Annotated in this window: 6 protein-coding genes; all 6 read right to left on the bottom strand. The window is 61.4% G+C overall.

Annotation, left to right across the window (positions count from 1 at the left end; translation table 11 throughout):
- Nucleotides 1-677 (bottom strand): hypothetical protein (locus IPM06_20750; protein ID MBK8772840.1); only part of this gene is annotated, 677 nt, incomplete at its 3' end.
- Nucleotides 678-704: 27 nt separating this feature from the next.
- On the bottom strand, nt 705-2180 hold the full coding sequence (locus IPM06_20745) for a hypothetical protein (protein ID MBK8772839.1): 1476 nt from the start codon (nt 2178-2180) through the stop codon (nt 705-707).
- 64 nt (nt 2181-2244) lie between these two features.
- Nucleotides 2245-3567 carry a hypothetical protein gene (locus IPM06_20740; protein MBK8772838.1) on the bottom strand — a complete coding sequence of 441 codons (1323 nt, stop codon included), beginning with the start codon at nt 3565-3567 and terminating at the stop codon, nt 2245-2247.
- Nucleotides 3568-3571: 4 nt separating this feature from the next.
- Nucleotides 3572-4264: a hypothetical protein gene (locus IPM06_20735; GenBank protein MBK8772837.1), complete on the bottom strand. Its 693-nt coding sequence runs from the start codon at nt 4262-4264 to the stop codon at nt 3572-3574.
- A gap of 17 nt (nt 4265-4281) precedes the next feature.
- Complete coding sequence (locus tag IPM06_20730; GenBank protein ID MBK8772836.1) at nt 4282-9075, bottom strand: hypothetical protein; 4794 nt, start codon at nt 9073-9075, stop codon at nt 4282-4284.
- Nucleotides 9076-9168: 93 nt separating this feature from the next.
- Nucleotides 9169-12813 carry a hypothetical protein gene (locus IPM06_20725; protein MBK8772835.1) on the bottom strand — a complete coding sequence of 1215 codons (3645 nt, stop codon included), beginning with the start codon at nt 12811-12813 and terminating at the stop codon, nt 9169-9171.
- Nucleotides 12814-12981: the final 168 nt, after the last annotated feature.

Genomic DNA, 12981 nt, shown 5'->3' with positions numbered 1-12981 from the left:
AACCCAGAGACATGAATATGGTTGACCAGGATCGGGACCGTGACCGCCTCGACCGAGGCGCGCGTCTCGTACTGATAGGCCAGTGCGTTGAGAGCTCCAGGATCGTATTCGTCGAGAACAGACCTAAGGTCCACCATGAGCGCTGCCGCGCCGTAGTTGGCGGTCGCGTATCCGAGCGGAACCAGGTCGGCATTGTTGCTCGGCGTGGCGCTCGAGCGAACTGGTACGGACCCGGCGTCCCAATAGGTTCCATCACTCGACTTGCGCAGCGCGCCATCGTCGATCTCCTGGACCATCAGGACGCTCTTGTCGAAAGCGGCCTCGACAGCCTTGGCCGGAAATGGCCCATGCTCGATCCACTCGGTTTGCTGCGTGACAGTCGTTGCGCGCGCAACGACAAGGGTCGAGCCAGAGACGGCAGAACCGATCATGGTCACGGCACCCGTCTGCGGGAGACCATTTGAATCCGTTCCACCGCTGACCGTGTAGTCTGTCCCCTCGGTCTTGGCGGTCGCTATTCCAGCGCTCGACACTGCCGTCACGACCAAAGTTCCGATCAGAAACGGCCACGTGACGGGAAGTTCTTGATTGCTCAATGTCCAGGCGTAAGCGAGTGGCGTATAGGATGTTGTGACGGTCATGGCTGATCCTTCGTCGGCGATGGAACGCGACGGCACGAAACGCGGAACGATGCGGAACGGATGTCAGCGGGTCTGGAATGACCGCGACAGATCAGGGGGGCGGCGTGGAACATTTTCGCCCGGAGGCCACCAGTATTCCTGGTGATAGTCTTTCTGACGCACCATCATCTGCCGGCGGAATGCAACATAGGCTTCAGGGTCCATGAGCTTCTGAAGCTTGTCCATAAGGACACGCTGGAAGATGAGGTTGGTCCAAAGCAGGTTTGCGCCCGGCGTGTTGGTACGGATGGCGCGGGAGAGTTCTCGCCCAGCGTTGGTCTTCTCGCCCCGTACCCGTTGCAGGAAGTTACCCATGGTGAGACCAAGAAGATTGTCGACACGATCGACCAGGGGGCCGCCCATAGTCTTGGTCAGCGATGTCCCGCCGCGTCCGGTGTTGGAGAACAGGAAGTCGCCATAGATTCCGAGACCACCAGCCTGCAGGAACGATGCGCCCCAGAACGATGGATCGAGATACGTTTTCTCATCGAGCATCTTGCGCGGGTCGCGACCGTCCTTGATGTCCTTGGTCGCCATGGCAAAGGCCCCGAGAATGGTCGATGTCAGCAGTAGGGTGGCCGTAGACCCGTAAGCCGATCGATCCCCGGCCAAGAGTTCGCGGGCGATGCGATTGGCCTGCAACATGATGACGGCCACGCCGAAGCCCTTGAACTGAGCCATGGAACGCCACAGCTCGCCGCTGACGGTTCCGGGCCGCATCTTACCCCCGGTAACGGCGCGGGCGGCAACGAAGCTTTCTGGAACCGCATAACGCACCTCGCGCAACACCATGCCAAGATAGCGCTCTGCCATCTCGCGCCCAGCAACGGCCTCGATCTCCTGCGGTCGCAAATAACGTGCGCCCGTCTTCGGCTCCCAAGCGTCGGCGACGCGGATCGCATCCCAGGACGTGGCATCGAAGCCGTGCGACTCAAGGGCTCTCTGTGTCGCCTTCGGCAGGTCTGCGAATGCCTTGTCCTTGATGTCGTGCAGGAATCCCATGAGGTCGAGGCCAGCGACGATTTTTCCGGCTTGCGTCCATGGTGTCAGCATCCCATAGGTAAGGACACGATCGGCGATGAATCCAGTCCACGCCCTCGCATCAAAACTACGGTTCTCTTTGGCGGTACGGTGCAACGTCTGCAACGCAGCATCAAGGCCGAGCATGGAGCGCACCGCGGTGTCGCGTTTGCTCATGGTCACCATCTCCGTCATGGTCAAGGCCATGACGCGGGCGACGTTGGAGCGGCCGATCCCCATGCCGAAGCGCAAGCGCATATCCTGCCCGAAGGCGGGATCAGAGAGCGACGATAGCCACGCCGACCCGAGTGACGATGACGAGATGACGTTGCGAACCGATTGCATGACGTTGGCAAACGACCGGTCGACGGGAGTGAGACTTCCTCGCATCAATTCCCAGCGTCCATCCGCCTTGTCGAGCACCTTCGTCAGGTAGTCCATCGGCCGCTTGGTGTTGGAGAATACGACCGGATCGCGCATCTCCTCAAGGAGGTCGCTGATCTCCTTGGCAACCGCCTGATCATCGAGACTCTGCAGAGACGGATCATCCCAATAGGGGGCCGCTTTTTTTTCCTAGAGCCATCAGTTCGGCTTCAAGCCTTGCTATCTTGCTCTTGACACGGTCAGATTCATGGCCGGACAGCAGCGGCGAACGTTTGCGGCTGCGCAGTGCGGAAAGTTCGCCATGAACCGCGCCGATGCGGTCGGTTGTGGCGGCAAACTCCGGGTCCTGCTTTGACAGTTTATCGCCAAGCGCTTTTAGAGTCGCCGTCTGCTCGGCGATGACGGACTCGACAGGCTGCATGGTTGCCGCCTTCGACCGGAGATAGGCTGAGAAATAAGCCCGCGTCACGTTGGGGTTGGGCCCAAACGTTTCCATATGGGCAATGTCGCGCGCCATGCGCTCAATGTGGCCCATTATGGCCGCGAACGGGTCCGGGTTGCCGAACGACTGGGCATAATTAAACCAAGCATCGGCACTCTTGAAGTGCAGGAAGCGGTGATCGGCATGCTGCGACCAGAGGGCCCCGCGTCCGACACTGACGCCACCCATGGACGCCGTGTCGATCTCCCTGTCTGACCAGCCGTCGGATGTAATGCGATCCCACACCACACCCAGGGTTTCTTTCAACTCAGCGTCAGTCAGGCGGCGTCCTGACAGTGGGTTAACAGTGCGCTCGCGATCCAGGACGTCGTCCTGGATCATGTAGGCGATCCACTTGGCGCGCCCGTAGTCGAGAAGCGCGTCCATAGAATGTCCTTGCGGAAGACCCCAGCGCTCCAGCTTGCCTATTCCGCCACCGGCTTCGTTGAAGCGGACCCGCAACTGTTCCGACACTTTCATCCATGCCTCCGCCATGGCCTTTGCCTTGGGGTCTGACGAGTCTTCTCCGAACAGCTCGCGCACCACGTTGCGCATCGATGCTTGCACGTCCTGACGCACACGGCGCAAATCTCCGGTGATGACGCCACGCCGGAACTCGCGGATCATGTCGGACAGCGCGGCGATGGCCTCGCGCTTGATCACTTCGCGTCGACCTTCGGCATCCTGAATGAAGCTGCCCCGGCGCCCGAGGTCTTCGTGCAGGTGCAGCCATGCCTCGGCCATGTCCGCCTCACCCTTGAGGTTGCGATAGCCGTCGAGCGTTTCGATGATGGCCTTGCGTCGGCTCTCCATGAGCAAGGCGCGTCGCTTGCGCTCAGCAGCCTCGGCACCAATCTCGGCAGCAAGCATCTCCTTTGCCTTTTCGTGCGAAGCCACGGACTTGGCAATCTCATCGTAACGCTTCTTGAGGTGCTCTCCCTCCTTGTCGTCGATCAGTCCGTGCTTGATGGCGGCTTCGATGCACTTGGCGATTCCTGTCATGGCGTTACCTGCATGCCATCACGAGTTCGGTCATGCGCGACATGCGATCAAGCACGGCGACCTCGGTGTGGAGGGGAGGCGGGGGCTCCGGCGGTGGTGCGTTCTGGGTCATATCCAAGCCTTGCGTTCCATGGCGGTCGTCGCGGATGGCGAACATGGCTTGCCCTTCATCGACTACCGCAGCCTTGACCTTGTCGGAGAGCGGGAACACCGTGAACCCAGTCTGATCGCGATCGAACCCACCTTGATTGTCTGGTCGGTATCCACGCTCGCCAGACGGCGTTTCAAGCGTTGCGACCTTGACCGGAGCCGTTCCGTCCTTGTCGATGCGCGACAAAATCTTGCGCAAATTCTTGGGCACGATGCCTTCACTACCACGGTCGCCGTAGAATGAGCGCATGCCGTGCTCGTCACCAGGGTTGTAGGAAAGAACCGTGTCGCCATGTGGAATGGCGATATAGTCGGCATCGGCCTCGACCGCTTGCCGCAGGGCGCGGCGGAGCGTCGTTGTTGTCCACTGGTCGGTAGTGTTGACGAGGGGATGGCCTGGAGCGGCGGCTTCGGCAGCGTCTAGTTCAGCCAACAGCCGGCGGTACTCTCCCTCGGCGTATTCGTCAGCCGACAGTATCCAGTCAGCTATTTTGTCATGGCCCGACTTGCTTTCAGGATTTGAACGGGCGATCGAAAACGCCACCATACTCATTTCTCCATGTATCAACTTGGCTTGCGGAGCGAATCTACAACGGCTTTGCGCGCCTTGCGACCTCGCTCGTCCCTGACGCCTCCGTCCCTGAGCTTCTGTCCCCAATCCGATTGGATTTGGTCGATGGTGTAGACCGGCTTACCCTCGTGCCGGGTCATGCTCGTCATCATGTGTCCGGTGATGTTCGGCTCGGGGAAGTGGCCGGACTGGAATACAGGACCCGCACGCGGGTCGGTCGATGGACCACGATCAACGCCCGTCTCGAAGTCGGTCAGGTCAATCCCGCCACGCTTTTCAGGCGCGATGTGCAGCACCGTCTCCCGGTAGGTCGGGTTCGATGGGTCGAGGGAGTAGGATTGCCATTTGGCGTCGCTCTCATATCCTGTATCGGCGGTAGCTATGAATTGCTCACGCGATACTCCAGCAGCTTCTGCTGCATCGTCTATCGACGAATAGCCAGCATCGCGCGCGTAGGCTTCCGCGTTCTGCTCTGGTGTTAGCGCCTGCTTCCTACCGCGCACAACCTCATTAAGCCCCACCCGGTTCTCTTCCAGGTATGCTATGATCTCGTCCTTGGTCACGGACGTCTTGCCTTGCAGCGCCTTATCCAGCCCCGTCGCCTCGATCTCGGCTTTCTTTGCCCCTTTCTTTTGCAGCATCGCCAGCATCTGCTCCGGCGTGCCTTTGGACTGGCGCAGTGCCTTTGCTGCCCTCAGCGCACCGGAGTAGTAGCCGAGCGCGTCGAGGTCCTCACGCATCGAGCGTCCGGTCTCGGCATCCCGCAGAGCGAAGAGCGTGCCGGTATCCGGCTTGTCTCCCGCTGCGATAGCGGCCACGTTGGCGCGGATACCATCGAAAATTTTGTCTAATGCCGTGCCGATCGCCTCACGCTGCGATCCACCCCGCCGGGCGTATTCCGGCCCGACGCTATCTTTGCCGAGCATCGCCGTCACCTGTGACGGCGTATAGATCCGCTCTGCCTTGTCACGCACATAGACCTCGAATGCGCGAGCGAACATTTCTGACGGCTGCGAATAATAGTGGCCGTTCTGGCCGCCGTCGGCATTCAGGGACCCCTCGAATACAGTTTCTGGCTGCAGCCGTTTATCCGTCCACTGCGCCCATGCCTTGGAGGCGGCGGCGTGATCGTCGATGGCTTTTTCGACCTTCGCCAATGCAGCGTCGACTTCGGGGGGATAAGGATAGACGTCACCCGCTGCTGCCTTCGCGTCCCTGTATGTGCTCCAGGCTTTTTCTTTTGCCTCGCCTGTCCTCGTCATCGTCAGGAAGGCGGCGTCCTCGGCAGTCTTCGGTGCATCGCCACGACCTTGCGCGGCGTCCTTGCCTTGATCGAGAACGGCAGCCAGGTCGGCGAACCCTTGCGCCACTCTTGGCGTCATCCAAGGATAATTTTTGCGCATGCGGTCAGCCAGCATCCGGCCACGGAACGCGTATCTGTCGATGAGCTTCGCCGCCACCATGACAGGGGTGGTCACGATGTTGACGACAGGAACCATGGTCGACGCAAGAAACAGCCTGTCAATCGGGTTGGGCTTCTCCGTCGCCATTCCGATGCCGACGCGCTGGTTGCGGGCCGCCTGATCGATGGCGTGGGCGAACTCGTGCACGGCCACAGACCCTGTCGACGAGTTCGCGTCGAGACGCACCGTCCCACCGAGCCATCGGCCGAAGCCGCGGAAGGACCCTGCGTTCGTGCTGCCGCGCGTGCTGCGCAACCGCAAATTTAGCACGCGCCCCATACTCGCGGCGTCGACCCCAGTCACCTCGCTGATGAGACGGGCCGCGCGCACGGCATCGACGGCGACATTATCGCCGCCCTTGGTCTTGACGCTACGAAAACCGAAGTCTTGCAGTAGAACGGCCTTGGCCTGCACAGGGTCGATCGGGTCCATGGCTCGGCCCGGCCCTTGCGACAGCGCGAACATGGTGCCGACTTTATTTTCGCGCCGCCCGGCATCACCTTGGTCGATGGCGCGCATGAACTTCGCCAGGGCCTGACGTTGCGCGACGTCGCCGTTGACGATCGCTCGAGCCAGATCATCCGCCGTCTGGAACCCATACCCGTTCAGGGCGTTCTTGACCCTCTGCAGCATCGTCTTGATACGTGCGATGGTTCCGGTTGGCGTGTCGACATTAACCTTGCGCTTGATCACCGCCTCGATCAAATGCGCCGCCGCCTCTTCCTCAATCAAAGCGTCGAGGCTGGCGCGATCCTTGTACGCCTCGCGATACTTCGCCTCGTCGAATCCGACGTCCGTCCTCCGCGCCATGTCGGCCAGAAGCCGGATCTCCTGCGGAGAAACAAGACCGCGCGTGACGAGTGTGTGAACACCTTCGTGTCCGATCCTGGCTGCCGGATTGAGGGCATAGGTCGCCAGTGTCACGTCTCCGGTCTTGATGTCAGAGAAGGCATCGATCAGAGACCCGGTTACGGGATCGAACATCTCGCGGCCGACAACATCGACCTTGGTGCCTGGAGGCAGCATCCGCTGTGCCAGTCGAAGTGCATCGTCGACGGCCCGGCGGACATCCATGGCGCGCTGTAGTGCGGCACTCTCCATGACCATGCGGTAAAGAGGTGACGGGTCCGGCTTGCCGTCGATCTCCGCGTCGAGACTGGCCTTTTCCACGACAGCCGCGTCGATCTCGCTCCGCTTGGCGATCAATTCCTGTGTCGCCGAAGGCTTGGCTGCCGGACGTTGCTCCGGCGTCTCCAGCAGCGGGCGCACGTCGACCCCGACCGCATCACCGATTTGACTGACGGCCTCAACAACAGGATTTGGTGCCGTCTCCGGTTCCGCCTTCGCCTCCGGCAGCGGCTTTCCAATCTCCGCATCCTGCCGCTCTTCGAGCTTGGCGATTTCGCCTTTCAGGGTCTCGATCTTGACCTCGACCTGGCGTCGGGCCTCGATCGGCGCCATGGCCTCCGCCACAGATTCGGCGTGCGCGACTTCGAGGCGGGCTGTCTGCGCCTTGGCGGCAGCGTCGTTAGGAGCCTTGATGCTGGCCCCTCTATCGATGGGAGAGTCGCTTTTGGCGATCGGGATCAGGGCGGGGATCGCCTCGCGTGCCGCCGCGGCATCCCTGATGCCAGCCTTCGCCAGATCGCCCATGACGCGATCCTGCATCTCAGGGGGCACCATATCGGACACGAGGGCGGCCACCGATGGCGTGATGTCCCCGCGCATGACACGGGCGAACGCCGCGTCATCGAGCTGGACAATGGCCCGCGCTCCGAACATGAAATCCGTTCTCAGGGAAACGTTGCCGTCGACGAGTTCCGGCGATCGGCGCATGGCCTCGGCCACTGCGAGAATGCCACCGTGGCCACTGTGGATCGTCACCTGATCGGCCAGTTTCTGCGGCCCGCCCATGTCTTCGGCGATCCTGGTCATGGCTTTGCCGAGGTCGCCCGGATGGGCAAGATGAGCCTGCACGGCCTTGACGATTTCCGGCAGGCCCGCGTCCAGCCCATCCTGAATCAAACGCCCGGTCCTGGCATCGAGTCCGGACAGCGACGTCACGATTTGTGGTGCCTTGTCGGATAGCAAAACTGCGGCCTCGTCGCGCATCAGCGGCGTCTTAGCCTGGGCGACCTCGACCGGTATCCGCACATGATCGCTGCCGTTCATGGCCGCCTGCAGAACTCGAAGCCCTTCTCCGTCGTCGATCTGCGCCGCGCGGAAAAACGCTACCGTGGCGTTGTCGACAGGTCCCGTCGTCTCGGCGTAATGGATGGCGCCCTTGACGGCCGGATCTTCGATGGCGCCAGTTTTTTCTGCCACCTCGCGCACCGCTGCCACGTCATTGGCCATGGCTTTCTTGACCGTCTCGGCATCGACCGGTGGTCGCGAGGTGGGAGCGGATGGCAGTTCAAGCTTATCGGTAGCGTCGAACAGCCAGCCGCCACGCTCGGTGTTGCGCGACAACGTGGTGCCGGCCGGCGTATCGTGCCCGAATGCCTTGATGGCCGCGCGTCCCGGACCCCGAATGCTGCTGTCAAGGAAGAACCCAGTCCCGGCCGCCCCCTCGACTTCCGATAGCCAGACATCCCAACCATGGGGCAACCCAGCCTGTTTGTAGTCTGATTGTTTAAGGCCAGAAAGCGGGGCCTGAATACCCGCGTTGGTGACGGCGTTCTTCATCGCCGCTTTGACGATGGAAACCGTCGCCTTGCCGGCGCCGAAGCCGGCAAGGTTCGAAAGCGTATCAATGGGGCTGTAGAACTGTCCGCGCAAGCCGCCGGCAAACTCTGCCGCCGTCAGTTGCGGTTGTGTTGCCAGGTTGGCGCCAAGCGCCGCCACGGATCGCACCACGGGAACTTTGCCGATGTACGGGATCTTGTCCCCTTCGACGAGGCCGGTCCTTTCATGCAATTCGGTCGTGGCTTCGCGCGTCGCGCGCATTCGCTCGTTGGCGATCCTATCCGGTTCATCTTCGACGCCATCCCACGGCATCGCATCGGGATGTTTGCCCTTGATGTCGGCAATGGTGCGTCGCCATTCCGCAACCGGGTCCTTCTGTTTTGGGAAGCGGCTGTATCCATAGCCGCCGGTCGCGACCGGCGTTACGGGCGCATTGAACCCGAACGGGTTGGCAACGTCCTTGCCCGTGGCACGCTTGATCCGACCGTTGACATCCTCGTAAGCATCGAACAGGTTCTCGTCACGCGCGTTGATATTGGAAACGCGGCGCGAATCCTCGATCGCGCTGGCATAGACGTCACCAGCAGTAACCGGCGGTCCTTTGCTCGGGACAGCTCTGCCCCATTCGATGTCTTCCAAGGAGACCCCTGTGATTGGCTTTCTGATTTGCCTATACTTTGGAACGCGCGCCTATCCGTGGTGGACGTGCTGGTCGCGCCGCATACATGCGGATCAAGGCCGGAAAGCCCCAGGAGCCCGCTTCTTGAGCCCCGGCATGATCAGACTGAGGTCGAGCACGAAGGGTCGGTTCCTCTCCGTGTCCCAGGCGTAAAGCGCTTCGCCGGCAGAATTCGTGCCAAGCACGATACCATAGCGACCGTTGCCGACGCTCTCCCATTTGGCCTGACGCACTTCGGCTGCCACAAGAGGCGTGCCATCGCCATGGCGCGGCGACCCGAGCGTCTTGAGATCAACGTCACGAATGGCGCCAACAACATCATCAAACTTGTCCTGACGCACATTGGGCGGAACGACGATGACGCTCGACTTCCACCAGGTTCCATGCTTGCCGACGCCACCGTAAATGTTGCCATCCTTGTCTTTGCTCTGGCCCAGAACTTCTTTCAATGTGTCGGTGTAGAGCGTTGAGTCAAAGGCATCCTTGCCCAAGTAGCGGTGCCGATATTCATAGACGGCGTTCGCCATCCGGATGGCCGGGTCGATCAGGCCGGGCGTCCGAGATAGTGCCGGAATCAGGGCCGACACGTCAGGTTCGGTGATTTTCTTGTCGACGCGCGAAATGAACTTGTCACCTTCCGCAACGCGCAGATGCAAACCCTTAGCGGCATCCTCGAGAAGCTTGGCGTCGCCACCCTCGGCCATCAGCTTACCCATCATCGCCGCTTCCGGCGCGTCCTTGGCAAATTCCTTCATGGCCAGAACGGCGTCCGATCCAAGCCCTTCATGAATCTTGCCGAGAACCTGCAGCATCTGGGCTCCGCCGCCGCGGAAGACGTCCTTCAACATCTCGCGTTCGACCTTGGTGAAGAACTGCGGCGGCTGGTTGTAATAGTCGCCTACCCCGCGCGCGATATCGCCGCGCATTCTGAGTTGCGATACGACGTCCTGGGAGCCAAAGTTTATCGGCGTTGCATTGGCCACCGTCCACGGCGCCTCGAATCCGGCCCTGGCTCCAGGCTCCAGGGATGGCATGGGCAGGCTGATGGGAATCTTGGCCTTGGCGGCCCACGAAATCGGATCGTCGTCGATCTCCTTCCGCATCGTGGCCAGACTCTTTTCGAGGGTCTTCTTCTCCTCGATCATCTGCGGCGAGGCCCCGCCCGTTGCCATGATCCCATCCATGCGCTGGATCGCACCCTCGATGGCCATCGGGGTCATTTGGCGAACGGTCTGCTGCTTGGCGACCGTGGTTTCGATCATGCCCATGATCTGATCAAGGCCGTACTTGCGCGCCACATCCGGGCTACGGTCGATCATGGCCTTGAGCACAGCAAGATCGCTAGCCTTGGGTTCATAGCCGGATTGGGCGACATCGAGGGCCGACCTAGCCCGGCCCTCGATGTCCTTCACCCATGCGTTCTGCAATCCTTCCCACGCCTTCCAATGTGTGGAAAGGCTCTGCATCATTTCCGATTGCACCGATGGGCGCATTCGCTGCAAGAGATCCGGCGTGACGCCATGCGCTCCGATGGTGGTATCTCCAGAGCCTGGGGTTGCCCCGGCAGTCGGCAGACCACCAGAAGCATCGGCGACCTGCACCGGCTTGCCAGCCTTGAGATCGGCAACGATGTCCTTGGCCCACTTTGGACCCGAGAACGCATCACCCTTGTCGAGCGCGTTGCCGACATTGCCCTGCGCGTCCTTGGTGACGGCATTCATGCTCCACGACGGCTTGTCACCCTTCTTGACAGCCACGACATCGTTGCCATCGGCATCGAGCTGGTGGACGATGTTCTGCCGTCCCGATGCGATGATCTCACGCAGCTGCTTGGCCTTGCTGGTGTCGTCACCTGTCAGTCGGTAATGCTCGCGCTCTAGATCGCGCGGGACGCCGCTCTCGTTGGGACGCGGATCGTAGCGCTCGGCCGAAATGGTATTGTCCTTGCCGGCGGGATGACCGGCGGTCATGGCGCGCTGCGCCATCGGCACAGGCTGTGAGGATGGCTGCCTGGACTCTGCGGGGACAGACTTGGAGAAATGCCGCTCCATGTCCGCAATCGATGTCGATCCGAGCGCACGCGCTTGTCGCGTGTCTGTCACCGGAGTTCGGTCGTCTCCGCTTCCGAGGCGCTTGACCCAGTCGCCATTAGGCGCAAACTGAAACGCTTGCAGAATCGCAGCCTGCCGCGTCGGAGGAAGACGCGCGAAGTCGATCCCAGCCGACGCCATCTTGTCCTTGAACTTGTAGTGCTCGAGCCACTTGCCATAGAACGCGGCCTGCTCGGCCTGGCTCATGCGATCGTATTGGGCTTCCAAAACGCCCATTTCCGCCAGTGTGTCAGGCCCAACCTGTGAAACACCGCGATATTTTCCGGTGCGGGCTCCGTTCCACCCCTGACTTTCGACCGAGAACACGCCTGCGATGGCTCGCGGATCAGCCCCGATATTGCCAGCCACCATCTTGACTGCATTGATCGTCTCTGGGGATGTTCCTTTCGGGGCGCCGATATCGTCGCCACCAGCCGGTTGTGACACGCGCTGGCCCGACTCATAGGCTTCGCGCAACCAAGCCGGAGCGCTTGCCCCGCGTCCTCCCGCACCCCACGTCGCCTGATTGCCAAATCCGACATGGATCGAAGATGATCCCATATAGCCAACATCGGCACCAATCCCAGTCGCCCCCGCCGACACGGCCGACGATACGAACTTGCGATAGATTGCCTCGCCTGCCGGCGTCGTGAAATCAACCAATGCCTTCTTGCCGTCCGTCACCGTGTAGAGCTTGAGGTCGGCGGCGTTGCCATGATCGTGCCGGCGCGATCCGGTGCGGTTTGGTCCGGCCTCGTCCTGACCTCCGGAATAAACCTCGACCGTCACGCCGGCATCGTTTGCCGCCCTGTTGAGCACGCCGCGCAAGTCGCCGGAAATCGGCTTCGACCGCACCGCCCCGCTCTGACCCTCGATGATGCGGTTTTCCAGCGGCGCATTGAAGCCGCCCGCTACTCCAGCCTGACCACCATATGGCTGTGGAGATTGCAGGTTTGGATCATTGAGCCAACGGTTGACCGTGCCTTGCAGAGCCGGCATGGGATCGATCTTGGCGTCGCGGAACTTCTGCTCCATCTTTGCTATGGCAAGACCAGAGGCCTGCGTTCGCATCGCCTTCTTCTGCGCGTCTGTCAGCACGCCCGGAGGCGCTTGATCGATCATCTGGTTGATGCCGGCGATGGTCTGGCTGAGAACCTGATCCATCCTATCTGGATCGGCAGAATCGATCGACCCTAGCGTCGCATTGATGGTCGCTTCGACGTTAGCGTAGTTCTGCGCCCCCACCATGTGGTGCTGAGTCTGCTGCGCTTGGCTCGACAACCGGCCACCGAACTCGGCGCCGTGCAGCCCGGCGTAGCGCTGCACCTTCGGGTCCTGCGGCAGCGACGGCGTGAAATTGCTCCACGCCTGGTTGTACTTGGCGTCCCAGCCGGATTGAAACTGCGACGGGTCACCGCTGTAGGTGTTCTTGTAGGTCTCGTATTCCTGATGCTGCGTGGTCTGGAACTTGACCAGTTCGAGCTTGGCCTTGTAATCGTCTTCGGCGGCGCGCTCGGCCGTAACGGCACCAGCCAGCCCGCCAATGGCATTACCGAGACCTGACAGCGCACGCCCAGGACCGCCCCAGTCACCGGAGGCGGTCGGCATGTTACTCGGCTGGTAAGCGACGGTCGGCTCGACCCGTGTGATGCGAGGCATGCGCTATGAACCGTTGAGCGATAGGGGCGAGCCGATGCCGCCGCCCTTCATGGCATTACCGAGACCGCCGAGGAAAGTCGACGTCGCTCCGAACATGCCGGCCTTCTTGGCGTTCTT

It is taken from the genome of Hyphomicrobiales bacterium (assembly GCA_016710435.1).
GTDB lineage: Bacteria > Pseudomonadota > Alphaproteobacteria > Rhizobiales > Aestuariivirgaceae > Aestuariivirga.
This window is presented reverse-complemented; position numbering and strand designations above follow the sequence as displayed.

Bases quoted from the DNA above. Each gene is read 5' to 3' on its own strand.
- IPM06_20735 (MBK8772837.1), bottom strand. From the start codon at position 4,264: ATGGTGGCGTTTTCGATCGCCCGTTCAAATCCTGAAAGCAAGTCGGGC.
- IPM06_20745 (MBK8772839.1), bottom strand. From the start codon at position 2,180: ATGCGCGATCCGGTCGTATTCTCCAACACCAAGCGGCCGATGGACTAC.
- IPM06_20740 (MBK8772838.1), bottom strand. From the start codon at position 3,567: ATGACAGGAATCGCCAAGTGCATCGAAGCCGCCATCAAGCACGGACTG.
- IPM06_20725 (MBK8772835.1), bottom strand. From the start codon at position 12,813: ATGCCGACCGCCTCCGGTGACTGGGGCGGTCCTGGGCGTGCGCTGTCA.